Genomic DNA, 26,841 nt, shown 5'->3' with positions numbered 1-26,841 from the left:
ATAAATAAACTTAAGGGATTCTTAAAATTAAACATATTTAACAAAATAAGGACTTATTGATATTTATTACTTCATCTCGTCGCAAACGAAGTAGTCTCTCTATAGGGAACTCCTACTCAAAATCTCTCATTTAGTGCTCGTGTTGCAAGTAACTCTGATGGCCTCCGTAAAGCGAGTTGAGTTGATTCTTTATTTTTCGTTCCTTTATTCGAATTCATCTTCTTAAATAGAATTCAATGTATTATAGTTCTCCCAAAAACTTATGGAGGACATTATGCGGAACTACATCACTTCAATCCTATGCGTTATTCCATTTTTAGCATCAATAAATTCTTATGCAGATGTAAAAAAATCAGTGCGTACTCCCCAACTGTCTAATGAAAAAGTATCTGTCTGGACAACGGTAATCTACCCTAATAAAGAGCAAAGTCTAAAAATGCATCGGCATGAACACGATAGAGTTGTTGTTGCTTTAGATAGTGGAGAACTGAAAGTAGTCAATAATAAAGGAAAAGAACATTTCCTAAAATTGGAAAAAGATAAAGCATATTATCTCAAAAAAGATGTTCCTGGTGAATTGCACACGGATGAAAACATGGGCAAACACCCAATCCGAGTTGTCGTCATAGAATTGAAAAAATAAACGGTTTCGCAAAAAATGCGAAACCGCCAGATGCATTCTTTTATGATTTTTTTACAAGGTTTTTATTTTGAAAACGACAGTGGTGACCATGATGGTGAATGGGCAGTAATACACCTAATTTTTGGTACGTTTGGAACTGAGTTTGAGTCCATAACGTATTTATCTTCGCGTTAAGCGTATTTCTTTTTTCCACCAAGCGGGATATATCGCTCCATTTTGCGTTAGAAGTAGCTATTTTACCTCTTATTTGCATGCTGAGTGCGCGTTTTTCTTTAATTAAAGGAGCCATTTGCGCACGAAGACTTTTCCTGATTTTTGCCAGCTCAGAACGCTGTTCTGGAGTTAATAACTTACCTACATGCTGGCGATACTGCCCAGTATGATTTATAGAGGCTACCGCAGCCGTTGCTGATGGTTGGGCTGTTGCAATAGAAGCACCTAAAACACCCAAAGACAAACTACTAATTAATAAAAAACGTTTAATCTTCATTTCATTTCTCCTATAAAGTTACATTGTTAAGTCTAATGAGGCAATGTAATAGGAATATGACAAATGAGCGGTTTATTGTAACAACACTGTTACAATGCTAAACATGGGGAATTTTATTGATATAATGTAGGTTCTGTTTACAATTCTACTATCTTGGCCAAAATGGAATGATTTTATGTGCTCCGATACTCACATACTTCGTGTATGCTGCGTTTCGGTGCTCCAAAATCATTCCATTTTGGCTCAATCTAGCGAATTGTAAACAGAACCTAGTCTGTAAAGTTTTAAGCAAATACATTACGACAGCCACATTATTCATATCAGGTGATTCATGAGCGCAAGAAAAAGTCACATATTGATTATTGATGATGATCAAGAAATTACGCACTTGATTAATGATTACTTAATTAAAAACGGTTTTCGAACCACTTGGACATTGAATGGCTTGAATATCAAACAGTTATTAAGAGAGAATAATTTTGATTTAATCATTTTAGATATTATGCTGCCAGGAATTGATGGATTAAGTTTATGTCAAACAATTCGTCAAACACACAGCATGCCGATTATTATGCTAAGCGCAGCAAACAGTATTGCTGATCGAGTCGCAGGACTAGAGCTTGGGGCAGATGATTACATTTCCAAACCTTTTAGTTCTCGTGAATTGCTCGCACGAATCAAGGCACAATTAAGAAGAACCCAAGGCGAATTAGAAAATGATCGTAAAAAACTCACGCCATTGCAACAAATCCATTTTGATAATTGGATTCTCGATCGCAACACTCATTCTTTGATTGATAAGGAATCCGTTGCTATCCCTTTAAGTCAACGAGAATATGAACTGTTGGTTGTTTTTTTGGAGCATCCCGGACGTATTTTAAGCCGAGATCAACTCATGGATTTGTTATATGACAAAGGTTGTGATTCGCAAGACAGAACCATTGACGTCCTCATTGGTCGTTTACGTAAAAAAATAGAGCTTGATCCACGCAACCCACGATTATTGTTAACTATTCGTGGCGGCGGCTATCAATTTAAAACCAAGGTTGACTTAGTATGAGTCAATTAACTAAAACAGCAAAAAAAACCCTTGTTGGATTAATATTAGGTAATTTATTAATAATTTTTTCTCTTATGCAGCTGGGGAAATATTATTATGAAAACATCCGATCGCCACTTCCACCTAAAGCTGTACGCTCATTGACCCATCTCGTTACGTTGTTACAAAAAAATCCTCAATCCATTTGGCCTTTAATCTTAAGAAATCAAGGTATTTCGTGGGCTGAAATCACTTTATCTCCCCAACCGTTATACGATAAAAATGCATTGTTAACTTTAAAAGCTCCTGTGCTTTTTAATTTAATAAAAGAGAATAAAAAATTAGAGTTTTCGGTATTTATAAAGGAAAATAATTGGCTAAATATCAAAGTAATTTCTTTTTTTCCTAGACAAGCAAACTCCATAGTCAGCCTTTTTCTTATCTTAATTGGTGCATTACTTTTTATTAATTATTGGGCCGTCAGAACGCTGAATCAACCAATCCACACATTAATTCAAAGTCTTCATTATAGTGAACATCAAGAAAATTGGTTACCCATCCCCGTTACTGGGAATCAGGATCAAAAAGCGATTTTTAAAAAAATTAATGATCTGCAAGAAAAGGTAAATAAGCTTTTAGCAAATCGAACTCGAGTGGTCACTGCGATTTCACACGATCTACGCACTCCTCTAACTCGCTTAAAATTACGTGCCGAATATTTAGCAGATGATCCCAATTACAATAAAATAATGGCCGACATTAACGAAATGGAACTGATGATCCGTGAAACATTGGATTATTTCAGAGATGTGAATGTTGAAGAAAAACCTCAGCTCTTTGATTTGGTCGCTTTGCTTTCATCATTGAAGGATGACGCAGTTGAATTGAATTATGATGTTAGTTTTATCAGTGAAAGCCCAAAGCTAGTTTATTTTGGTACAGTAAATTTACTCAAACGTGCCTTTAATAATTTGATTAATAATGCAGTTCATTATGGCTATAAAGCGGTGATGCACCTAAATTGTTCGCAAAATAAAATAGAGATTACGATTACTGACCAAGGTCCAGGATTACCAGAAGCGGATCTTGAACAAGTTTTCTTGCCTTTCTATCGAGGAGAAAATTCGCGTTCACGCAGTACAGGTGGTACGGGACTTGGATTGACCATAGCCAGAGAAATTATTCAAATGCATCAAGGTGATATTACATTGACTAATAATTTGCAAGGAGGTTTAAAAGTAATAGTTACCCTACCCCTCAGACCTTCTTAATTGACAGACCAAAGTAGGAGGCCGAAGATATAAAAGTAGCCCCACTAAAAGTTGAAGCCGAAAACAATTATTTAATCAGAATTTGATGGAGCATTAAAAGCAAGATTAAAGACAGTATCTACGCTGACTGCTTATATATCGTCCTTAAAAACAAGATAACTCGTTATCAAGTTTTGGTTCAACCCGCCTAAGATTTTCCCGGAGCTCTGCAAGCTCTTCTGTTCTTACTTTATCAAGATGCTCTAAGGCTTCCAAATCAAGATCTATACCGTCTGCTACGCGTGAAGGATAAATCCACTTAGGGGCGAAGCAGCTGTTTTCATTTACTCGTAGTAAAATAAATCTATTTGGGTATTCATCAGTCAATGGATACCAATACTTTGACGTATTGCGTCTAGAAGTAGTAATATCGAATACTCGTGGCAAGGTCCCATCTTTAAATGTAGGGGTAGGGTAAAACGAACGATCAACGCGGCAATATTCATTCGCCACATGGACTGGTACATCACATTGTGCACGAATGACTTGATGTTCATTTGTTGTTAAAGTGTTGAAGTCAAACCCATTACGTAAATAATCTCTGAAATTTTTTAATGCATTTAGAAGTGGCGTCATATCAAAATGCTTTGAGCCTTTAACCTCGACTCCATCTTGTTCATAGGTCAATCCATTTTTTTCTATTGCTTCACAGCATTTGAGCATTGCCAATTTGGTCTCTCTATCCATATGTCGTTCCAGCATTCGACACATATGGGTATCCTTTGCCCAATAGGCGTACTCATACGCCGTAATGTTTTTAAAGGTTCTACCTGAATAGTCAGTGATTGTACCGCGCTTCAGCTGCAACTCAGGATGCATATCGACTATCTTTTCTGCTTTATCTTGTTGGCCAGTTACAGTATTCCACAGCAACTGTGTGGTTAAATCACCAAGTCGAGTGGGTTGAAATAAGGTATACATTCTTTTATGAGTCGCGACGAATGCGCTGATAGCTTTTTCCTCTTTGGCTCCATCCTTCTGGAGATGAGAGATTATTTCCTCCACAAGCTCTTTGGGAAGCTTATCAAAATAAGGAGTTCGACACATCATATCAGAAAGTAAATTATAGAAATCCAAAAGTTGTCTTTTAATTTTAATGGATAAGGGGGAAGCGGCATTGTTGTTGTTAGTCTGTTCGGCAGCAGTTTTAAAATGGGTATTAAGTTGAGAGCTTTCTATTTTTGAATCTTTCATGTCTCATAGGCTACAAGTGATTTAATTAATGCAGATTATAATGTATTTCCATCAAATTGATCAATACAAATACAATTAAGCTATGACTTAAGCCGGGATTTCTTTGAACCCAGGACTAGCATAGAACCATGTTTAATAAAGAATCAGGGTAATCTATCTTTTCATTATATTTTATTAACTAAGATCAGTCCTTGGTCATAGCGATCAAGCGAAAACTGTCTTATCTAGTTTGAGATCGATTTTACCTATCCCCTACCTCCTGCGGCGTATGCGCAGGATCCAGTCTGGTACTACATTCGGGGTGCCACGAGAACGTCGCGGCACTAAGTTAATCTAAGCTTTAAATTAAATTTATCGAGCCTTCCAAACGAGTCTTAAGCAAGAAAAGAATCGCTTTTTTCTTCTCAGAAGCAAGATTATTTTCTTGAACCCAATTCAAACAATATTCAACAAATGCAGTAAGCTTTTCTTGATTAGTTTGTGTCGCTTCATCATGAGCATGCATTTTTTGATAATTACTTTCCAACTCATTAGCAACCGCATCCATCATTTTTGGATCAGGATTTTTGGTATTTTCTAAGCCCTCTTGTTTGCTCACTACTGCAATTTTTTCTAAAAGTTCGTCCACCTGTTTTGAGGTCACTTCATTAGATTTTACGGATTTTTTCGCAATTGCTTTAAAGTTATTTTGGTTATTACTTTCCCAATACTCTCTGTCTCCCTGAAAAGCAATTACCGTCATCAGCACGCGAGAATCAATTCCTTTCTGCTTGAATAAAGCCTTATTTGTAATATTAAAAGTCCAGTCATTTTTCAGTCTAAAAAATGGTCGATATAAAGTTGCCATTTCTTTATCCGTTACTGGGTCATAAATTGTGAAGGTTGTTCCCCAAAAATTCATACTTGCCTTAGCCAATTTTGTGTACCCATCTTCTCCATAGATGTCGAAGGTTGGGAAAAAGGCAAATAGTTTCTCATCGGCGGCCCCTATAAAATTTTCAAAATTATCATAAACATCAAAATGAGCGGTCAAAGAAAAGAATTTTGAGCGTGCATAGGCTAATTTATTGTCAAAAGGATCAAAAAATTCATAGGTCAACAAAAGACTGAAAAATTTTCTATATAGAGTACCTAATTTTCGTGTTTTTGTTTCTATGTCATAGCTTGTTGTTAAACTGATCCAGTGTTCTTTGATATACATCTCATCTGGAATTTCCGTATTTGAAAAGGCGAAACTTGTATTGATGCTTATCAATAATGAAAACAAAATGACAATTGCATTTTTCATATAGACCTCATTCTTATTAATTAATATTCCATCTATTAGATGGCCTGTGGACAATTCAAAAGGTTAAGACAACATGAGGAGATTTTAGAGCCCCAAAACGTAGCGACACGAAGTATGTGAGTATCGGAGCATATAATCTTCTCATTTGACTTAGACAGTAGCATTGTCATCAGACCCTATCTTTTCAGAATGAATTTGATACACTTAAATTCATTCATGATAAGAACAAGGCCGATTATATTGATATACTCTTAAGGGAATATTAAGGTGAATTCGACATAAAGAAATAGCCGAACTCACGTCAATTTAGCGGGCAGACTCTTAACATCAGGATTTTTTGAATAGGCATCAAGAATTTCGTTAATTAATTGTTCTACAATGCTTTCTTTTAGTTCATCTTCAATTAAACCTACTTTTTCTTTCATATTATTCAATCGAGTTTCTAATTCTTTGGCAACTGAACCATTAGGAAATAATGCAGCCAACACACGTCGTGCTTCTCCTGGACCAAGATGGCGATACAAATGGTTTCTCACTGTAGCATCCTCAGCTGTGGTACTAAAAGCCCATAGCTCAACTGGACCTAGAGTCAGTGTAAGCAACTGTACGTTAACCCCACTTTTAGTAGCATATTGCGCTAGAAAAGTTCCTCCTCCTTGTCTTGGACCATGTACTCGAGTACGTAAAGCTGCTTTTGCGGTATCAGATAGTCCAAATATCGAAGTAGTTTTTTCGACTGCCTGCGAAGGTCCTGCATCCATGATGTAAATCGCTGTAGCAAAATCAATCATTACCGGATCAAAGTCATCAACTGCCTGTGATAATAAGGCAATTTGTACTTTCCATTTACGCCCTTCGCGCATATCAATAATAACTTGCTCACGTACTGCAGCGGATTTTGAAGTTCGGTGAAACTCGTCGTACACAATACGTTTGTGATCTTCTCTAATTTCTTGCACTCGTTCTTTATGATATTCCTTATATTGCTCCGGAATATTATTGAGGCTCTCTTCAGTTAAATAATAGTGTCTTGCCAATACATAACGTGCCAGCATATACATTACTGCAGTTTGTCTGTCTGCGGCATCCCCCCCGCTTTTTGCTACCTCATCAAGGTCAAGTGACACAACTCGCGCATCACCAATATCAAAACTCGTCACACGTGACAAAATAGGATATTCACGAACTGCGGCAGAGATCATTCGCGAAAATGCGTTAATTAATGATTCACCAGTCGGTGCTGTAATTCTTTCATAGAGATCTTCAATCGATGGGGTACGACAAATTGATGCAGCATCAGCCAATAAAGGCATCGCATAACGTTGGGCCAACATCGCTTCATGTACAAAACCTGCTGAATACAGTGAGTCTGTTACTTCCCACCAAGTTGATTTTGAATCACGAACAAACCCAATTTCTTCCAAAATACTGTCAATGAATTCCTCTACTCCAGGAGAATAAGGCGACGGATTAAATTCATCAGCCAAACTTTTATATAATTCATCGACCACCATACCCGCAAGATCTGGCATACCATCATAGGGTTTTTCTGCGCCCAGAGGCGTCGTTAATAAAGTAATAAAGTTAACTAAAAAAGCTCGTTCTAATGCAGTAGGATAACGACATCCCAACTGTGTATCAAAAGGATTAATTGAGTAATCAGGAGTCATTCTCAAACGATGATAAGCAACCAGGTGACGCTTAGATGCTGGAAGTGCTTCCTTCAGCAAAGAAATAAGCCCGCTACTTGAAGGCCCAATATCAATAATTGCAATACGTGGTAAACGTAACAGTCCACCTGATAAACATAGAGCGAGGTTAACTGCATTCGATAAAACAGATTTACCCGAACCTGGGCGCGCATATACAAGATCGATCCAGGTTGTTTGTTCCGTAGATCCCGGCTGGAAGGGCCAAGGTTTGCCATCAGGTGTTCTAAAAAGTAGTGCTCCCTTTAGCCAAGGCGATGCAGGGCGGGTAATTGGTAATATTGAAATCACTGCGCTTAGAGGCGCAACAGTAGGAACTGCGGTACTATTCAGCGTAGCACCTAACATGCCAGAAACAAAACCACCGAATGGATCACCGCAAATTTCAGAAACGTCGGTTGATCCCCAGCCCTCAATTGCTTTTACTAACTCAGAACTGCGTTGCCTCAATAATGCCATTCTATCTTCAGGCGCCCAAGTTGTTGCAACAACTCGTAAACGGACTACGGATTCATCTGTATTTAGCTGTATGTATTTTAATAAATTAACTGAATCGCTGATCAAACGATTTTGTGCTGAACTAAAAGTTAAAATCGCGGCTAATAAGCCTTTAAGTTTAATTGTGGCAAGTCCTTCACTCTCAATCAGAAAGGAGATTCTCCAAGGAATATGCGCGGGTAATATACGTGTAAATAATTGAATAAATGGTCTAATGTCTTTGGGGAATAAATCAATGTAGGTTGATGAATAAATCTTGTCTCCGACCCTAACTGTACGTAAATCTAGTACCTCCGCGTCACGGGGAAATACTTGCTTCGCTAATGAAGGCCATAATAAATCTGAAGGATCTCCTTCAAAAGAATTAATCTCTCTAATTGTAACCTTATCTCCAGGCAAACTTGGTCGCCAATCATCAGCAGTATAATCTGGATCCGCTGTCATACGAACTGCATGTATTGCATCATGTACTTCCATTAATTTAGCAAAAATATGAAGTGAATCGAGATCATTCATAACGGAACGAACATAAGCATCATGCGTATCACGCAACTCAGGGATGGCAGCATAGATAGTTTGGCTGTTTTTAAAAGGAGGGGCCTTCATATCTTTGATCATCTTAAATTTAGTTTTGGTTGCTGCTTTTAATTGCTCAGAGGGTAAATTGAATGGTCGGGTAATCAGTACAAAATAGACGCGCTCTTCTGCGCAATACTGAGCCATATAGTTGACTCGTTCTTCAAACAAGTCCGTTAGATTCAATTCAAGTCGTTTTGCAGTTGCCGTAGCTGGTTCATAAGTGTCTTGAATCAATTTTCTTATGTTTTGTTTATCATGGCTAAAATAAACCTGTAAAGCATGTCCTGGACGCCCCATTGCACCTTGAAATGAGTTGGTTAACCCTGCAACTAAGTTTTCAAACTCTGCAGCACCTACAAGAGCAGATACTCCTTCAATTTTCAAAATCGATACTAAAGAACCATCGTGATTGACCAACACAGTTGGGCTATCCGCTGTTTCCAACTCAATATATGATTCAGTTGTTTGCTTGAGCGAAGTACTTAGCCAGGCAAAGAAGGTATCTATCCCTTCAAAAAATGATTCTGACCAATGCGCCATTCCCTTACCTCACGTTTAACTTGAAATTTCTTCTAGTGCACTTGCAGCCCATTTTTCAATTTGTTTACGAAACTTAGCTCTTGAAGGCAATAGAAGTATATTTTTAAATAATTTAGATCTTCTCTCTTCGTCATTCACACCTGCATCAATCATTAACTGACCAAATATCGCAGGATCACTTGTTCCTTCACCAAACTTTTCCTCCACAAGTTGTGAGCGAAATTTGAATGCTCGATAAATATTCTGCGCACTCGATTTATATCCTGTATCATTAGTAATCGCACAAAATAATACATGACATGTGCTATTTAATTCAGGTTGGGTTAGTTCAGGAAGATAAATTAATGTACCCCCGCCATAACCACCAACACCGACGGATTCAACAAAAAAACACTGTGCACAGAAACAGCAAGAAGTCACCAAATTTTCTAACTTGTTGTTAGCATAATTATTATCAAGATTAACCACTTCTTGAAATAAACGCGCCTGAAATCCACAAAAGCGACAAGTATATCTATCTCTTTGAAATACTTTTTGCTCAAACGCCTTAAATCGTTCGTCAACCTTTCTGGCAGAATACAAACGCCATGAACCAGGCGTAGCCATTAATTTTAATTTGTTTTGTTCTTGATTAACTGCCATATCCTCGGCTCACATTAAATACAATAAACTTATATTGGCAATTATTCTTTTTTCATACCCATTAAAAGATCCTCTTCTCCTTAACGGAGAGAGGATCAAAAATGAATCTTACCATTATTATAAAAGCAACTGCTATGTATTTGCCGTCACTTTTTTAATATACTGTTCCAGTAGGACCAGCAGTTGTACCACCACTACCCCCGAACATTGTTGACCCAGTTACTCCTAAAATTGAAGGTAGGAACAATAAAGCGGCAGCAATAAAAACTAAGGCAATTGGTGTACCTATTGGAATTTGGGTCGGGTTATCTTTGTGCTGTTTAAATTTCATAATAGCACCGATTGAAAATCCCAATCCAGCCAGATAAGAACCTGCAGTTATCAATTTTGTCAAGCTTGTAAATGACCCAGTAATGTTTGATGCCATATTCCCTATGGATATCGAAGTTCCGGAAGCTGCGGCATCTTGACTAACCAAGGCCAGTAAACTTAGGCAAATGAAACTGCCTAACCAATATGTGTAATTAGATTTACTAATGAGTTTGCTCTTCACCTTTTTCTCCTCAAATTTAAATTTTACTAAAACTGATTAAATCAAAAAAATCATACTTTCTGTTCTGTTACGATGCCCCATATAAAGTATTATTAATCATCTCGAGTGTACCTACAATGTTAATTGCTAATATTCCTCCAAACACATGAATTAAACCTTTACCAGTCCCACCTGGTGGTTGTCCTTGCGAGGCGGAACGTGCAATCAATACCCATCCTCTTACGAAAGCGACTAAACCGATAACCTGAATAATAATTGTTAAAGGCCTTCCTACGACGCTTCCAGTACCGAACAAAGTATCAAGTGTAGGGTTACTACTACTTACCGGAGCGTACGAGAGAACATTTGAATAACCGAATGTAGTTACCATCAATGCCGAAAAGGCCGATGGAAAATAAATAAATACCGCTCCAACTAACAAATACATAATTGGTTCTTTAATGCTCGTATTATTCGACATCATCGTACGAGCCTCGCCATACACTTTTAAACTATAGACGGCTTTAAACAAAAAGGCACATCCAATCAGATATGCACCCCCTGTAATCAAGCGTTCTACAGGAATCAACGAATTTGCGATATTAGTTAATATATTTACCTGACCCGATATCCAGCACGCTACCGATCCGCCTGTACATGTATCAGCCATACAAACCTCAACTATCTTCTTGACTAAACCTAATTACTCGCCCGGAACTTGTTAAAACTCGCCCTTGCATAGAGTCGATTAGTCTAACAGTCCCATATCCTGCAATTTTTGTCCCTTCTCTTACTGTAAGTGTAGAACCATTTGTGCCAATTAGCCAAGCCCGACCAGGAATTACTGCATTTATATAGTAATTTATTTGTGGAGTTACTGTATGAACGCGGACAACTCGCTTTACAGGTTTGGGTTTTGTACGCTCCATTAATATATTAATTACCTCAGATTGTTTTGCTACTTGAGTATTCAATTCACTAATCATCTGATTTAATTTTGTAATCTGTGCATTTAATGCGTTTACATTATTATTGACATTACCTACTTGCTGACTCATTGAACTTACTTCAGATTGAACTGTTTGCTGGCTCGCTTCAATGGAAGCAACCTTTTGTTGTAACGCCGGATTCTCTTGTACAACTGGAGGTTGTTGTTGAACCACGGGTTGTGGCTGAATCGGTTCTTTAGGAATTTCAGTTTGAGTTACCTGGGGTTGAGGAGGTGGGGTGACTTCCGCCATGGGGGCAGGACTTACATTCTCTTTAGGAGGAGTGGGGGTAGTTTTAGAGAACATCCCACCGATAAATTTATACATCAACATTGCAAAAACAATTACGCCCACTGCAATTAAAGCATTGCGCTTAATATTTTTTCTTGGTTCCATTCCACCTGATCCTGCAGGGGTAGAACTTTTTGCATCAAACTCTGAGGTCTCCAGAGGTTCATTCTCAAGAGAATCTAACTCAGCGAACTTATACTCATCATTTTGATCATTATCTGCCATTTTTACCTGCCATCAAATTAAATAGATTTTACATCCTGAGTAAATAAAACTCCTACGGGAGTTCCGGAATAAACTTCAACAGTTGTAGGTGTATTAAATAATACTTGTGCTTGCTGTCCCCAAGTCTTACCAACGGTTGCCAAGCCAATTACAGCATTTTCCAGAGTAGATCGTCCAACACCGTTTGCAACGGTTACGTTATTACCACCACCTGTTCCACCAATGGTGACTGTTGTATTGGCTGACTGGAATGCATTACCAAAACCCTCTAAAAATGAGGAGGCAAATAATGAACCGTATCTCAGTAAATAGTGATGATTTGTTTTACTGGAAAGAGCAGTTCTTGCAGTATTCGGATCAATTGCATACGCAGAGATTGGAATTGTTCTTGGTGCACCTGGAATTGACATTGTATTAAATGTAATCACCATCTTGTTAGCATTCGAAGGTAAATTAAAGCTACCAATTAATTTGGCTCCTTTAAGTCTTCCAGAAACAATGCTCGCGAGAATGGGGCCTGGTTCATCACTGTTAACTGCAGTATCAATTACTGCAAACAGTATATCACCTGTTTTAATCATATTGACCTGAGTAACAGATGTAGAAGTGGTTTCGGTAACTGCTGTTCCTCCAGGGCCAGCTGCTGCTACTGCCGCAGCTGCTGGACCTTTTTCTTCTTCTTTACCCGCTGTATAAGTCTGTGCAGGCACACTTTTCCACTCATTAATTAATTGGTTTGCAGCTGCCAACATCTCTGAACTTTTTTGTTGGATTTTTTGTTGATATTTTTGCTCCGCTTGCAGCTGATTTTGTTTATTGATAATGGCTTGCAACTGTTGGTTACTTGCAGCAGATCCTGGTGTTACCACCGCTCCCGGCCCTTGACCTACTGTTGGTACACCACCAATATTAAATGTGCCTTGCTGTAAATTCGGAGCGCCTAAACCCGCTACTTGTGATAATTCAGTAGGACTATAACCAGCATTTTTTAAATCAGCAGCGCTATATCCTGCATCAGCTAAATCTTTAGCACTAAAACCTGCTGCTTTCATTTCTGCTGCTGTAAAGCCCGCATCTTTTAAATCCTTGGCACTAAATCCCGCATCTTTTAAATCCTTGGCACTAAAACCCGCATCTTTTAAATCCTTAGCACTAAAACCAGCGTCCTTTAATTCTTTAGCACTAAATCCCGCATCTTTTAAATCCTTGGCACTAAAACCCGCATCTTTTAAGTCCTTAGCACTAAAACCGGCAGCCTTTAAATCTTTAGCGCTAAATCCTGCATCTTTTAAATCCTTGGCGCTAAAACCGGCATCTTTTAAATCCTTAGCACTAAAACCAGCATCTTTTAAGTCTTTAGCACTAAAACCAGCATCTTTTAATTCTTTAGCACTGAATCCTGCGTCTTTTAAGTCTTTAGCACTAAAACCCGCTGCTTTAAGTTCAGCTGCAGTAAAACCCGCATCTTTAAGTTCTTTAGCTGTATAACCAGCATCTTTTAGTGCCTTTGCAGAACATCCTAATGTTTTCTTTATTGTCAGAGCACTAACACCTGCGGCTCTCGCTTTCTTCAATGACTCAACACTACAATCTGCGACACGTCCATTTGCAATAATATCTGCTGGAGTCAATCCTGCATTTTGCAAGTCCTGGGCAGTAAAGCCGGCATCGAGAAGCTGTGAAGGGGTAAATCCTGCATCAAGTAATGATTTAGCACCATACCCTGCATTTTTTAAATCAGCAGCACTACATCCATTTAATTCTTTAATTCGCTTGGCAGAAACACCTGCTGCAAAGAGTTTTTTCAGATTGGACGGGTCACAACCAGCAGCTTTAATTTGTGCATCCGTAAGAGGGGTTGCAGCACTAATTTGCGCTGGAGTGAAACCTGCATTAGCTAATTCTGCATCAGTAAAGCCGGCAGCTTTTAGTGCCTGAGCACTGCATCCAGCATATTGTTTAATCAGAGTTGCACTAACTCCTGCTGCTCTTTCCCTTTTTAAGGCATCAACATCGCAGCCCGCCTTTTTTATATCTTCAGGAGTAACACCTGGCGGAAGTTCGGCCTCTGCTGCCTTTATATCAGCTGCAGAATACCCTGCTTTGGCAAGATCTTCTGGTGAAAATCCAGCATTTAATAGATCCCTAGCTGTAAACCCTGCCGCTCTTAATTCCTCTGGGGTAAAACCGGCTCGTTTTAAATCGGCTGCGCTAAATCCTGCATCACGCAATTCTTTAGCAGTAAAACCAGCCGCTTTTAATTGCTCTGCACTACATCCGCTTATCCTGCGAATTGCAGAAGCTGTAACTCCGGCTTTCCGTAATTTGGTCAATGCCTCAACACTGCACCCAGCTTTTAATACATCTGCAGCGGATATTCCGTCTGGTAAACCACTGGCCCTAGCGATCTCCTCAGGCGTATATCCAGCTCCTTTTAATTCATCATCAGAAAAACCTGCATCTTTTAGTTCTTGGGCTGTAAACCCTGCATTACGTAATTCGCACGCATTAAAACCACAATCTCTTAATCTGGAAGCAGTATATCCAGCATCTTTAAGTTGTCTTGCATTAAATCCTGCAGCTTTTAATTCTTTACAGGGGCAAACTTGATTTAGTTCCTTTAAAGAAAAACTATCTTTCAACTGTGCGCAGCTGCATGCTTGCTTTAGATCAGTTAATTGTGCTCCTTGGCTAACAACCTGATTCACAACAGTCTTTGAACAACCACCATTTTGTAATGCTTGCAACCAAAGACTTTTTTGAGGGCCTTCTTCAGTCTCACGCGCTAAGGTAGCAAACCCTACGCCACTTTGACCACCTTGAGAGCCAATAACACCAACGCCCTCTCCCAGAGCTTGAGTTCGAATAATTGTTGGAATCGCACTGCCTCCAGTTTGCTCTGCTTTTGCTGCCTGGGTGACATTTTGCTCTTCTTGTAACTTGGCATATTGGGCTGTTGGGTTGAGTACACCAGGAATAGACTGGATGCTTCCGGGAGTATGTCCAAGAGTCGCCTCCGCCGCAGGGCCACTACTTATTGATCTTAATTTTATATACCCTATCACTACAGCAAGCAATAATAATGCTATTGTAAAAATGATAATAACTCGGGTACGAGTATTTGAAAAAAGTGATTTGATATTTTCTTTTTTGCCAGCCATTTATAACCCTTCTACCTTGAGCTGCATGACCTTCCCATGCCAGGAAACCAGTAATACCGGAGATTTACGCATTTCATAAGCATGCGTCCCATCTGCGCTGGTCATACTTGCCAGCCAGCCCGGCGACAATATTGTAAGATTTGTTCTAACATACATTCTGTCATTGACCAACCAAGCACGCGCATCTCCTCCTATAATACTCAGTCGTTTACTTCCAGGAGGCGGTACACCATCTAAAACGTGAAGCAGTAATTCACTAGCTGAGGGCGGAATCCCAGTTTCTAGTGGCATCGTTTTAGCATTTGGTCCAAAACCTTGGACGCGCAAATCAACCCGATAATCAACTGCTTTTTGCCCGGGGATCAGAGTGAGCATTACTGGAGTATTTAAACCTCTCAAACGCACAGCCAAATTACCATAATTGTATAATTTCATTGCTTGAATCATTATTGTATTACTTGTTTTATCCCATTGAATATTAAACGAATTGGGATCTCCCAAATCATAAGCAGCAATCGGCCATGGAGCTCCAGATGAATCTAGAAAAACTAACGAAGACACAAACCCTTGTGCCAAACGGATAACGGGTGGAGTAGAGCCTGGAGACAAATTCACAAATTGAGAAGTTGCTGTAGGTTTCGGTGGCGTGCCCACAGGTGAAACCTTAGCATATTCCATAGTTTCAGATAATTGCTTTAATTGAACAACCTGCTCCGTACTCATTGGATAGATAGTTCTTGTCATATCTTTAAATGCTTTATTCTCAATAACCTCTTCATCACTTTGACTTACAATTTGCGGCGCATTGGGATTAGGCGCAACATTTGCAGGAGGCATTTCAGGTCGTGCAGGTGCACTGTAAATATTATTAGCAAGAGGAATCGGAATATTTGGTCCTTGTTGTTGTGCTGCGGGCGGATTTTGCGCCGGATTTGGATTTTGTCCTGCTTGAGGTTGTCCCGCAGGTTGTTGTCCTGGTGGTAGGTTTTGTCCTGCTGGCTGATTTTGTGCTAAACGTTGTTGCAATATGCGTAACTGTTGTAAAGCCTGCTGCGCACTATCCCCGGACTGCTCCTGTGCATAAGTAGGAGCAGGCAGCCAATAGGCTATACCATGCAACAAACAAAACTTTAAAAACCAGCTCAGCTTTTTCATTAAGACACTCCACCTGTGGCAGGTCCTACAACAAATTGCGATATACCTATTCCTCTAGGCGAATTCAAAGTAGAAACACGGGTAATTAACATGGTAACCACATTATTTTGTTGAGTAAATTCACTGGCGCTCTGATAGGTTACCAATATAGGCATTTGTACTCGCCATGAAAAGTTTCCATTCAACACGCCTTTTTGCAAAATAATGGGAGCTCGTGTTGCCACAGCAGAAACAATTAGTTTTTTGGCCTTTACTGCATCTAAGTTATTTGATTGTTGTAATGCACTTAGAAATTGATCCCAACCTTCAGGGGTAAAAAACCCGGATGAAGCTTGTAGTTCGTCTCTATAGTTAACAAAATTATAAGTAAATGCAGCAATAGCAGCCTGATTCGCCCATTGCAATACAGCAGAATCCGACTGGTTTGGCTCATTTAAAGGGAAAAGCGGAGTGATGCGACCGTTTATGCTGGTCGCAAAATATTTAGGGGCTGGTGGATGAGTAATCATGTACACCAATAGCGCAGCTAAAACAATATTGACAAGAAGAGCAATTAACAACGCAAGTATTACCTTACGTTGGCTGTCTTTATAAAATTTGTTTCTTAATGCTACAACTGTCAAGGAATCTTCAGCCATAATATCCTCTATTTATTACTTATTGCGGTATCAATTTATCCTCATTCTCCGCAGGCGGATCAGGAGGAAGTAACGCGTTCGATGAATAATTTGGAGCCGAAAGAGGCTGCAATTGAATGGGTGGTGCTATACCACTCGTTGCATAAAAATCTCGTTCAGGCTCTGTTAAATGAATATAAGCGATTAAAACTCCAAAAATGCAATTCAATATCAGGGAAAGAATCAATGTAATCAACCCGCGTCTGTATGAGTTAACGTAGAAATTCTTACTGCTTTTTATCAATTCCCATGTTTCACGACTCATTATTTCCCCTACGCCACGGCTCGCCTAAATGTTATTTCTACCCTAGCATTTGCTGAATTATCACCGCCTTGAGTGAATGAAATAATAGGTTTATCACTACCTAACCCCTGTGTAAAGATAAAACGACTATCTACCCCTTGAGACCAAAGATAGTCACTAACAACTCTCGACCGGGCTAAAGTTAATGCATGCTCTCTTTGTGGTGATACATATTTGTTGCTGTAACTGGCTATATTAATTGCAATTTTACGAAATTGTTTCAGGAACACAACAATTTCATTTAACAAAGGATAAGATTTCCATTTTAGACGTGGTGTTTCTGGCTCAAATAAGTAGCTGGCAGGAATACTAATCATATAATCCTGACCAATGGTAATTACTTTTACCCCTTTTCTATTGAGTCTTTTAGCCAGCTTCATGATAGTAGCATCACAGGCGCCCAGAACCTTACATGGATATTTAGGTTCATCTTTTTCTAGCGCCCAATAGTCACCCTTGCAGGCAGTTAACATTAATATGGCAACCAATCCAACAGCCGGAATTAGATTAATACGTACTGATCTCACTCACTATCCTCATATCTCAATAAATGATTCTGACTGTAGCTCTGTTGTGTGTTCCATCTTTGAGAAAAACATACAAATCATTACGTTACAATGAATTCAATAAAATAGCTATTTTTTTAAAAATATATTTATTTCTTTACATTTTTCTGAATAAAAACAAATCGCCAAGGATTATTTTTTCGCAACAATGAAAAAGAAAATAGACTCATTTTGAAACGCGCAGTAGCGAGCAAAATGCAAGGAAAAGCAAAGCATGGGAGTAGTATACACGCGAGTATATGAGGTTTCGAACACCGCACCGACGAAGCAGTTTGCTGCAAGTAGAATTTCGAAAGAAGCCTAATAGCCAAATCGCATATGCTCATAGATAAGAAATTAACTCAATAACTCATACGAAAAGGTATGAACGGCTTCACCTAACTCAATTTTCTAGTATCGAAAAATAATTATGAAAAGAAAAATGAATTATTCTGAGCTGAGCCTTAGTTGTATTTCGCTTAACTATTCTTCAGTTTTTTTACTTGCATTCTCACGTTCTGTAGCAATTTTTTCTGATAAAGTCCTGACCATGTCAGTTAGCTCATCTGGAGCAATAACATCCCTTTCTTCTGGCGGATAACTCGTTGCCAATTGGAAATCTTTAACCAGCTCATTCGCAACCGTACCAGCATATTTATCTTTAGCTCCAGCCAAACGCTCAATATTCATCATCTGATTACGTGTTTCATTAATGGGTAGTAACGCTTCAGAGAATGTAGCCTTATCACTCGCTAAAATTGGCGGGCCATTTGGATTTTCTCGCAAATTACTAAATATTGTTAGTGCACCTTCTACTTCTTCTTCAATCAAATCCTCAACTGGTTCAGGTTCATTATGACCATGAAATGCAATTAAAGCAGACACGCCCCGCTCTATGGGCTCTTCTATGGGTGATTCGCGTAACAGCTTGGAAATAAGGGTAATTTCTTCATTTTCAACTGTCTTATTAATTGACAAATCGCCACTTTCCAAAATGGATTGGAATGAGACTAATTGCTTTTGTAATCTCATTAAATAATCGTCTGGAGGAGCTTCTACCTTTAAAAATTGATTTAATTTTAACTGCTTTACAGGTTTAGGATTCGCATAAAACATTCGTGCACGTACAATTTTTGACTTGAAAAATATATGCGCTTCACCTTCTGTTTGTTCCTTTAAATCCAATAGATCAACACGAGCTCTCTTTTCAAATGAAGAACTTTTACTGTCCATATACGTATTAGCCATGCTGGTATCTTTGGCTTGAAATGAATCAACCTTGGTGACATAAGCCTCGCCTGCTGTTTTAGTGAAGAAATCCCAGGTTTCGGTCGGGTCTTCCAATTTCATACATATTTTAATGTTTGTATTTGCACCGATAGATGCCGCTTCTTCTTTGGATGCTTTTTGGAATGCAGGTAAATCTTGTCCTGCGAAAATCGCAGAGAATCCTAGAGAACGCGCTTGTGCAGGAACCACTGCAAACCCTTGAACAGCATAATATCCATACTCATCAAGGATACACATATAAGGAGTAGGTGCATTGGTTGGTTTTCTCAAGATTACATCTCGATAGTCCCCTTCGACATCTTCTCCCAAACCTGCTGCCATCATCGCTTTCAATGAAGAGACAATAATTTTACCTAAGTTAGATAACTCATCTGGAGATTTTTCCAAAGCGGGCAGTAGTACAACAAGAATTCTCCGATTCAACACCACGTCCTTAAAATCTACCTCGGCCAGATTGGTACGAACAATATGCCCATAAGTATCAGCCAGGGATGAAAACGCTCTTACCAACTGCATGGTAATAAAACCGTGCTGCTCTAGAACCTGTGATACTTGTTTTCCTTTTTTCTCTTTATTATAACCTGGCAAAGTACCTAAATAGTTACGTAAAGGGTCGGTAACCAATTTTGGAATCTGCTCAATATTAACACTTTCCTGATTATCGCGTGGAAATATTTTATCTACGACGATTGTTTCTAATCGGGTTAAATCAAAGTAGTTACGGATGGTATCAGCATCTAAAAGAATTGCACCTTCATCACGCATATAAACCAGAAGACGCATTAACGCTTCGACGAAAGCGATAGCACGGCCTTTCCACATATCACCGTCTCCGCCGCCTTTTGAATCGCCCATCAAACTCACTACAAGTTGGGTCAACATACTAGAAGACCCTTGAGAGAAAGGGTTAAACGTATTAGACAATCTTTTTTCTTGTGGACCAATAATATCTCGCGCACCAGTCATAAAGTTAATCAGAAGTAAATCATCTTCACGCCCCATGCTGCGGACCATAGAAAAAACTTTAGCATAGAGTGAGTTATCCCCTTTACCATCGACATAAATAAAACCACTACCTTGTACCAAAGCATTAAAAGCAAGAGAGACCAAACATTCTGTTTTACCGCTACCGGTGGAGCCGAAAATTAACGCATGGGTACGCATATCATCATTAGCAAACCATAATTCATGCCCCGTTTTGCGATCGTTACCAAAAAACGCTATTCCTCGGGCCATATTGGGCTTGTTCACACCCGGCTTCATATCATTATAATCTTTTACTCGAGAAATTTGAGGAAGACGGAAAGGTAGCTTTTGTTTTCGTGTGTAGCTATAAAGAAAACATCCTCCTCCAATAAGCATCAAAAGAGTAGCTACTTCTGAGAAATAATACGCCATGGCTGACAAAGTAAACAGAACAATTGAAATGTTCGTAGGATCTGCAAAAAAATCCGCCACCCGCTGCCCCAAAGTCCGGGTGTCCCTAAGTAGGAGGGTGGGATCTAACTCATGACGTGATTCAATACCGCGCATCATGGCTCTAACTCCTGCATTTGTCGGGGTGTTAACTTAACTTCTTTTATGGCAATTTCCAAAGCTTTAATCGCCTCATCTACCATAGGCACTAAAGAACGTCGTCCCATTTCTTTCTCAGCTTTCCAATGAGAGAAAGGGCCTGCAACCTCTGAAAAGGGAGTTTGTCTACCAACACAATTGAGCATATACCATAAACGCCTATCAACAGGTCTTAACCATAAAAACTCAGAACTCGGAACAACCCCATCATCCCGAGCCTTCTCAAGTAATGATGCCATTACACTTAAAGTATAGGCGTGTTTTGAAACAACTTCCTGGATAATTTCTGTATTTTTATATTTTTCTATTACTGGTCTAGCAACAGAATAATCAGGTTTTCCTGAAACATAAGTTCTATCTAACACAGCTAAAATATTGTTTGCAGCATCTCTATCCCGATTAATACGTGCCATAAAAACAGCAGCTAAGGCATAAGCTTGTGGCGAACAATGCTCAAAACCATCCCAATAAGGGCCTAATTGCAGAGTAAAAACTCGTTTTGCATCGCCTCTTCTAACTCCCGCCGTCATCTCTTGGCCAGGTACAGGATTGTCTAATAAAACATCTTCTTTTTTTAATAAATTGTATTTACGTGCAAATTCCATTGGGGTCAAAGCCATAGACCATGGGCCTTTATTTATATCCTGAGCTGCTAAATCTTCTTTTACTATAGGCATGATTGCAGGCCAGTTAAATTGTTCTTGCTCACGCAGCTTTTTCATATCGTAAATTTTACGGAATTTTAAAGTGATATTTGATTGATACAGAAACCCTGCTAAAAAAAGGAGGACAATAACTACTGGATAACGCATGAAGTCGCCAACAGCACGCGTTGTTTCTAACAATTGATTCCAATCCACTGCATTAGGATCTATTGTTTGCATAATCTGAATCAAGCTTGCGAGCTGATCACTATGAACAAAAAGGTTGACAAGTTTTGCTTGCAAAATATTAATTTGAAAAACAACCATCACAATATACTGATGTCCCATTTTCCAAATAAGAAACACAGTAATAAACACCAGCACCATGACCCATATTGGACCCATGCCACTATCTTGACCCTGTTGTTGCGGTTGTTGTGCCATTAGTGATTACTTCAAAAAGTTTATTTCTTTATAAGTATATACTGCCCTAGTATAAATTTGCGAGAGATTCGCGAGTATATCTGTGCTTTACATCACAACAAAGAGATATGATAAAACTCACGATTCTTTAGTCAAGCGACCACGTGAATATTTATAAATACCACTGATGTGAACAAAACGAGTAACATTCTCTAAGTCTAAAGATCTATCTTTTAACGTTAATAAAGGATTTCCTAACCTATCATATAAGATTTTATCTGGAGCCAGGTGAATAACATCGGTATTATTGATATAGATGCCTACGTAAGCCTCATTCTGCTTGTTTTCTTTTGATTTGATTAATTCTCTCACCTGATCTTCATTTCCATAGATTGGACGAGAAATCATTTGACGTGGCAAATTAATGATTATCCTTTCCCAAGATTGAATATTAGAACCATCCGAAGTATATAAAGAAACAAAAACTTCTTGCTGATTCCCTCTCAAAGCTAGACGATTTGCTAAATTAGCATCTGATTGAATTTGTGCTTGACTGCGCGCATTAATTTTTTTGCAAAAATTATCGCGAATTCCGATTAAACGATTACCAATTGACCGTAGAAAATTCGACTTATCCCAGGGCCCATTTTGAATCGCATAATCCAATGCTTTAAGGATTGCGTCATTATGTTCTTCTCTGAAATCATCTTTATTCATCACGTCAAATGTAACCTTATAAGAAATGAAACACTCTGCAAAAATCCAAGGCAATATTAGGAGTATAACAGTAATTTCTATGTATAGAAAAAGAAAAAAGATAAAATTCACAAAGAGCCTACGCACTCTTTGTAAATTTCATAAGTGACTAAAATCTAATCAATAAACTATTATTTCATTCCATAACTGGTATTTTCAACTTGTTCTTGTTCTTTAGTCTGAGCCTCAGCCTCACCTTTAACATCTTGAAGGTTTTTCTTAAAGTTAAAGTCTTGCTGAACGCCAAGTTTTTGCAATTCTGCTTCTAAAATTTTCTGAGCTTGTTCAGGCGAAGCATTTGCAACTGTTTGTATCAGGTTTAGATTCCCACTTACCTTTTGAAGATCGCCATCATTACCTTTCATTGACGCCAAACGTCCCACAGTTTCCTTCAATGCCTCAACGCCTTTAGCCACTTCCGTAGATGCGTCTCCAGAGGGCTTAAAAAATCCAAATTTATCTGTTGCCATCACGACACCCCTAAACATAAAACCTTTAATTAACATAGTTTATCAAAATCAATTATAAATGCATCTAAAATTACCAGTACTTACGATTTCTTTACAATATATTTTTTAATAACACACCTAGTCGTACATCAACTCATCTAGAGGGGTATAATCACGACTTGGACCACCTTGTATCAACTCATTTAACACATCAGTCATACATAATAAACGCAATACGTTGGGTGTTACCTCATCAAAAACAACCCTAAGCCCAAGCAAAGCACCTTCCGCTTCATCAAACGAAGCCCCTAATCCATACCCAAGGCATAAGGAACACAATTGATCTGCTCGTTTAGCAATTGCGGGTAACAAACCTGTATCGGCAAAAACCTCCTCATAACTCACAAATCTATCATTAAGATAAAATTTTGCGTTTAAACTTGCAGCAATAACGGACATACTTTTGCTAATATCTCTCTCCATGTTATCGCCACCATGGTTTTGAAGACCTGACTGATCCAGCTAACGTGCTTCTTATCCACCTTAAAAAAACTGGCACTGTAAAACCATAATGCTCAATGATCCCAAAAAACACTGCGGAGATTAAAACAAGTATTCCTGTCCATATTCTAATGTGCATTAGAAATAAAAATATAGGGAATGCCGCTCGAGCATCAACTATAAAAAACCGAGCGCTGCGAGCAGAATCTCTCCAATGTGCTGTTTCAGCAAACCCTGCCATATATATGCCTCAAATAAAAAATAAACCCTTTTAAAAAAGTATATACCTAAATACAGGCTTTAGCACCTTTGTCTTAAGAATATTAATAATATTTTTACTACAATTCGTACTTTTAATGAATATATATCTATGAATATTTTATGATCTTAGCTTTGAAATAAAAACCCTCTCTGACTAGGAGAGGGTTACATGTTACGGATGATTGCTTTTTTTATACGGATAACGGTTACTAAAGAAATTATTTTTTATCCATTGGGGAAGGTCCATTTTGCAAAGGTTGCCCTAAGATATTCGTTAGGACATTTTGCATTTTTAATTCCTCAGATGGTTTTGCAGAAGGCATTAATTGATGTTTCGGTGCAGCAACCTCTTCGCCAACTTCCTCTATCTCCTGCGAAACATCTGCAACCCGAGGGTTGTTCTGTCCAGCAGTCAGTTTTCCTAACATTTTAGAAGTACTGAATTGACTCATCTGAACTCCTCCTATTACACCTATACCTATAACTTAGCATAAACAACTTAAGGAATTATTAAGAACAATTAAATTTTTTATAAAAAATACTATTGAGTAGTGAGTCTGTTTTACGTTATGTTAAAACAACCTATTAGAAAAATAGGTTCAATTGTCATTTATGGATAAATGCAATTGCTCAATTGACAGAAAGAGTCAGGGCGATTGAGAACAATAGAGTCTGGAAATAAGACTCTAGAAAAGGAGGAAACATGGCTAAAGGTGAAGTTAAATGGTTTAATAATGCCAAAGGTTGGGGTTTTATTATTCCAGAAAATGGCGGCGATGATATTTTTGTTCATTTCTCGTCGATTCATGGCACAGGTTATAAAACATTAGTTCCAGGACAAGTGGTCAACTACGATGTAGAAACTGGCGATAAAGGTCTACACGCAGCTAATGTAATTGTGCTCAATGAGAATGCTGATGCTGAAATGGCTTAATTAGCTAACGCAGTATCATGGTGGTGCTGCGTCCATTAGCCAGGAAAGATCAAATTTTGCGCAAATACTGAATTACAAACCGTCTTCATGTATGATGGCCTTATTCTATTTAAGGTCTGAATTGCTGATGAAGCGTGGTTTGTTACTGATAAATCTTGGCACCCCTAACAGTACAGAGATCTCTTCTGTCAGGAGTTATTTACGCGAATTTCTTACCGACAAGCGGGTTGTCGATCTACCGGCATTGTTTCGCTACATCTTAGTTTATGCATTCATTATACCGTTCCGTACAAAACGTTCGGCTCGTGCTTATCAATCTATATGGACTGAACAAGGTTCTCCTTTGCTGATGCATAGCCAGAATTTAGTGAACCAAATACAAAAAGAAGTTGGCGCAGAAAATATAATTGCTCTTGGCATGCGCTATGGAAAACCGTCTATTGAAACAGCTTTAGAGCAGTTAAGACATTGTGAATCCATTACTATTTTACCCTTATACCCACAATATTCATCTGCTGCTACTGGCTCATCTATTGCAGAAGTCATGCGCATCATCAGCACCTGGGATCTCATTCCATCAATCACCATTATTAGTGATTTTTTTCAACATCCAGCATACCTGAACGCGCAAGCCCAAATCATTAAATCGTGTCTTCAAGAACAAACCCATGTTCTTTTTAGCTATCATGGAATTCCTGAACGTCAAATCACCAAAATCAGTTGTAAATCAATTTGCGCCGAATCTTGCCCTGCTTTAACAGACAATATCCATGGATGTTACAGAGCCCAATGTTATGAGACCAGTCGTTTATTGGCACATAAACTGGGTTTGTCTGCCAATAGTTACAGTACCGCTTTTCAATCAAGGCTGGGTAAAACACCCTGGGTAAAACCTTATACCGATCAAATTCTTGCTGAATTGGTTACCAAAGGGGTTAAAAAACTCATTATTGCTTGTCCTTCATTTGTTGCTGATTGTTTAGAAACACTAGAAGAAATAGGTATCCGTCTCCAACAACAATGGACAACACTAGGGGGCAAAGAATTGATTCTCGTTCCGAGCATGAATACCGACCCTTCCTGGATAAAAGCCATAATCACAATGACAGATATTCAATCTGATTCCCAATGTAGGAGCATCTTGTGACTCTGCAATTAATTCTCCAAAAAGTATGGAGTGCCCTATTTTCTAAATATAAGATTATTGGATTATCAAGCGTAACTATCGCGGCCTTAAGCATTTACTCTATATTTTATTATCATGCGAAAATAGCTCCTCCCCCTGCCACTAAAATAGTTGAAGTAGTTACTGTAACGCCATCTACTATTGAAAAAACAATCAAACTTATAGGAACCATACGCCCAAAACATGCAACAATACTTGTTGCCAAAGGATCTGGAATGCTCGATACCCTAATGAGCTCAGGACAAACTGTCAAAAAAGGTGATTTAATTGCTAAAATAACCAATCCAGACATCGAAAGAAGCTATCAACTTTCTAAACAAACGGAACAACTGGAAAGCACGCAATACCAACGTCTCAAAAGTTTGCAAAAAACAGGCTTTGTCAGTGCAAGAGAAGTAGAGGAGAAAAAAAGAATCTGGATCGATTCACAAAAAGAAAAGGCCAGAACTAAAATAGAACTCAAAAATATGCGCTTTTATGCACCATTTGACGGCGTAATAGGTGCATTTAAAATTAAAGAAGGAGCACAAATAACTGAAGGCGTGCCTATTGTTACCATTTACGATCCTCATTCATTAACCGTAGAACTTGATATTCCCTGTACAAATAATCACTCAATTGAAGAAAACCAACCTATTTATATATTTGATCAACTTTTTCATTTAAGTCATGTCCAAAAAATGATAGATGATGAAACGCATATGTGTCCCGCTGATGTTGATATACAATGTACTCATTGCTTAATCGGCGCAAGTGTATCAAGTCAACTCGTAGTGAATAAAAAAACAGGAACATTGATTATTCCAACCCAAGCCTTATTTCTCAAGCAAGGTAAAACACATGTTTATAAGGTAATTGATAAAAAAATAGAACTTGTTGCTGTTAAAACAGGAATACAGGAAAAGGATAAAGTAGAAATTATTTCGGGATTAAAATCTGGGGATAAAATAGTGAGTAAAAATCCCGAACGACTCTATCCAGGACTGGAAGTCTCAATTTATAAAGGTTAAC

Annotated in this window: 26 protein-coding genes; 6 read left to right on the top strand and 20 right to left on the bottom strand. The window is 38.5% G+C overall.

Annotated elements, in window-relative coordinates:
* The first annotated feature begins 274 nt into the window (after positions 1 to 274).
* Positions 275 to 643, top strand: a complete 369-nt coding sequence (locus tag Lstg_RS08175; RefSeq protein WP_058477180.1) for a cupin domain-containing protein — start codon at positions 275 to 277, stop codon at positions 641 to 643.
* Between the two features lie 40 nt (positions 644 to 683).
* Here Lstg_RS08175 and Lstg_RS08170 read toward each other — a convergent pair whose 3' ends face one another.
* The gene (locus tag Lstg_RS08170) at positions 684 to 1,133 is read right to left on the bottom strand and encodes a Spy/CpxP family protein refolding chaperone (protein WP_058477179.1); all 450 of its coding nucleotides are present in this window, start codon (positions 1,131 to 1,133) and stop codon (positions 684 to 686) included.
* Positions 1,134 to 1,464: 331 nt separating this feature from the next.
* Here Lstg_RS08170 and Lstg_RS08165 point away from each other — a divergent pair, with 331 nt between their 5' ends.
* Together Lstg_RS08165 and Lstg_RS08160 are read left to right on the top strand one after the other, a co-directional pair.
* Positions 1,465 to 2,193, top strand: a complete 729-nt coding sequence (locus tag Lstg_RS08165; RefSeq protein WP_058477178.1) for a response regulator transcription factor — start codon at positions 1,465 to 1,467, stop codon at positions 2,191 to 2,193.
* Complete coding sequence (locus Lstg_RS08160; protein WP_058477177.1) at positions 2,190 to 3,443, top strand: sensor histidine kinase; 1,254 nt, start codon at positions 2,190 to 2,192, stop codon at positions 3,441 to 3,443. The genes Lstg_RS08165 and Lstg_RS08160 overlap by 4 nt, the downstream gene beginning before the upstream one ends.
* 144 nt (positions 3,444 to 3,587) lie before the next feature.
* On the opposite strand, the gene Lstg_RS08155 is transcribed toward Lstg_RS08160, so the two are convergent.
* From Lstg_RS08155 to Lstg_RS08065, 19 genes are all read right to left on the bottom strand, one after another.
* Positions 3,588 to 4,676 (bottom strand): hypothetical protein, encoded by a 1,089-nt coding sequence (locus tag Lstg_RS08155; RefSeq protein ID WP_058477176.1) that lies wholly within the window; start codon positions 4,674 to 4,676, stop codon positions 3,588 to 3,590.
* A 340-nt stretch (positions 4,677 to 5,016) separates the two neighbouring features.
* The gene (locus Lstg_RS08150; protein ID WP_058477175.1) at positions 5,017 to 5,964 is read right to left on the bottom strand and encodes an LURP-one-related/scramblase family protein; all 948 of its coding nucleotides are present in this window, start codon (positions 5,962 to 5,964) and stop codon (positions 5,017 to 5,019) included.
* A 296-nt stretch (positions 5,965 to 6,260) separates the two neighbouring features.
* Entirely contained in the window at positions 6,261 to 9,290 is a 3,030-nt protein-coding gene (locus Lstg_RS08145) for a type IV secretion protein IcmB (protein ID WP_058477174.1), read from the bottom strand.
* 15 nt (positions 9,291 to 9,305) lie between these two features.
* Positions 9,306 to 9,932 (bottom strand): type IVB secretion system protein IcmJDotN, encoded by a 627-nt coding sequence (icmJ, locus tag Lstg_RS08140; RefSeq protein WP_058477173.1) that lies wholly within the window; start codon positions 9,930 to 9,932, stop codon positions 9,306 to 9,308.
* A 154-nt stretch (positions 9,933 to 10,086) separates the two neighbouring features.
* Positions 10,087 to 10,485, bottom strand: coding sequence for a hypothetical protein (locus Lstg_RS08135; RefSeq protein WP_058477172.1), 399 nt, complete (start codon positions 10,483 to 10,485; stop codon positions 10,087 to 10,089).
* 67 nt (positions 10,486 to 10,552) lie between these two features.
* Entirely contained in the window at positions 10,553 to 11,134 is a 582-nt protein-coding gene (locus Lstg_RS08130) for a hypothetical protein (RefSeq protein WP_058477171.1), read from the bottom strand.
* Positions 11,135 to 11,141: 7 nt separating this feature from the next.
* The gene (icmG, locus tag Lstg_RS08125; RefSeq protein ID WP_058477170.1) at positions 11,142 to 11,969 is read right to left on the bottom strand and encodes a type IVB secretion system protein IcmG/DotF; all 828 of its coding nucleotides are present in this window, start codon (positions 11,967 to 11,969) and stop codon (positions 11,142 to 11,144) included.
* Positions 11,970 to 11,986: 17 nt separating this feature from the next.
* The gene (gene dotG / locus Lstg_RS08120; protein WP_058477169.1) at positions 11,987 to 15,130 is read right to left on the bottom strand and encodes a type IVB secretion system protein DotG/IcmE; all 3,144 of its coding nucleotides are present in this window, start codon (positions 15,128 to 15,130) and stop codon (positions 11,987 to 11,989) included.
* Complete coding sequence (locus Lstg_RS08115; protein WP_058477168.1) at positions 15,131 to 16,285, bottom strand: DotH/IcmK family type IV secretion protein; 1,155 nt, start codon at positions 16,283 to 16,285, stop codon at positions 15,131 to 15,133.
* On the bottom strand, positions 16,285 to 16,923 hold the full coding sequence (locus Lstg_RS08110; protein WP_058477167.1) for a type IVB secretion system apparatus protein IcmL/DotI: 639 nt from the start codon (positions 16,921 to 16,923) through the stop codon (positions 16,285 to 16,287). Before Lstg_RS08110 ends, Lstg_RS08115 begins: the two co-directional genes overlap by 1 nt.
* A gap of 19 nt (positions 16,924 to 16,942) precedes the next feature.
* Positions 16,943 to 17,227, bottom strand: a complete 285-nt coding sequence (gene icmM, locus Lstg_RS08105) for a type IVB secretion system protein IcmM/DotJ (RefSeq protein ID WP_058477166.1) — start codon at positions 17,225 to 17,227, stop codon at positions 16,943 to 16,945.
* 8 nt (positions 17,228 to 17,235) lie between these two features.
* The gene (gene icmN / locus Lstg_RS08100; protein WP_058477165.1) at positions 17,236 to 17,793 is read right to left on the bottom strand and encodes a type IVB secretion system protein IcmN/DotK; all 558 of its coding nucleotides are present in this window, start codon (positions 17,791 to 17,793) and stop codon (positions 17,236 to 17,238) included.
* Positions 17,794 to 18,294: 501 nt separating this feature from the next.
* Positions 18,295 to 20,637, bottom strand: a complete 2,343-nt coding sequence (locus Lstg_RS08095; protein ID WP_058477164.1) for a TraM recognition domain-containing protein — start codon at positions 20,635 to 20,637, stop codon at positions 18,295 to 18,297.
* On the bottom strand, positions 20,634 to 21,764 hold the full coding sequence (gene icmP, locus Lstg_RS08090; protein WP_058477163.1) for a type IVB secretion system coupling complex protein DotM/IcmP: 1,131 nt from the start codon (positions 21,762 to 21,764) through the stop codon (positions 20,634 to 20,636). Before icmP ends, Lstg_RS08095 begins: the two co-directional genes overlap by 4 nt.
* A gap of 117 nt (positions 21,765 to 21,881) precedes the next feature.
* A complete protein-coding gene (gene icmQ, locus Lstg_RS08085; protein ID WP_058477162.1) occupies positions 21,882 to 22,460 on the bottom strand; it encodes a Dot/Icm secretion system protein IcmQ in 579 nt (192 codons plus the stop codon).
* Between the two features lie 170 nt (positions 22,461 to 22,630).
* Positions 22,631 to 22,969: a hypothetical protein gene (locus Lstg_RS08080; protein ID WP_058477161.1), complete on the bottom strand. Its 339-nt coding sequence runs from the start codon at positions 22,967 to 22,969 to the stop codon at positions 22,631 to 22,633.
* Positions 22,970 to 23,086: 117 nt separating this feature from the next.
* Positions 23,087 to 23,431, bottom strand: coding sequence for a type IV secretion IcmS family protein (locus Lstg_RS08075; protein WP_058477160.1), 345 nt, complete (start codon positions 23,429 to 23,431; stop codon positions 23,087 to 23,089).
* 1 nt (position 23,432) lies between these two features.
* On the bottom strand, positions 23,433 to 23,690 hold the full coding sequence (gene icmT / locus Lstg_RS17955) for an IcmT/TraK family protein (RefSeq protein ID WP_058477159.1): 258 nt from the start codon (positions 23,688 to 23,690) through the stop codon (positions 23,433 to 23,435).
* A gap of 238 nt (positions 23,691 to 23,928) precedes the next feature.
* Positions 23,929 to 24,162, bottom strand: coding sequence for a hypothetical protein (locus Lstg_RS08065; RefSeq protein WP_058477158.1), 234 nt, complete (start codon positions 24,160 to 24,162; stop codon positions 23,929 to 23,931).
* A gap of 251 nt (positions 24,163 to 24,413) precedes the next feature.
* Here Lstg_RS08065 and Lstg_RS08060 point away from each other — a divergent pair, with 251 nt between their 5' ends.
* The 3 genes from Lstg_RS08060 (at position 24,414) to Lstg_RS08050 (ending at position 26,840) form a co-directional block, all read left to right on the top strand.
* Positions 24,414 to 24,644 (top strand): cold-shock protein, encoded by a 231-nt coding sequence (locus Lstg_RS08060; RefSeq protein WP_058477157.1) that lies wholly within the window; start codon positions 24,414 to 24,416, stop codon positions 24,642 to 24,644.
* Positions 24,645 to 24,771: 127 nt separating this feature from the next.
* Entirely contained in the window at positions 24,772 to 25,791 is a 1,020-nt protein-coding gene (gene hemH, locus Lstg_RS08055) for a ferrochelatase (protein ID WP_058477156.1), read from the top strand.
* A complete protein-coding gene (locus Lstg_RS08050) occupies positions 25,788 to 26,840 on the top strand; it encodes an efflux RND transporter periplasmic adaptor subunit (RefSeq protein WP_058477155.1) in 1,053 nt (350 codons plus the stop codon). The genes hemH and Lstg_RS08050 overlap by 4 nt, the downstream gene beginning before the upstream one ends.
* The last annotated feature ends 1 nt before the right edge of the window (position 26,841 follow it).

The sequence above is a fragment of the Legionella steigerwaltii genome (genome assembly GCF_001468065.1).
Taxonomy (GTDB): Bacteria; Pseudomonadota; Gammaproteobacteria; order Legionellales; family Legionellaceae; genus Legionella; species Legionella steigerwaltii.
This window is presented reverse-complemented; position numbering and strand designations above follow the sequence as displayed.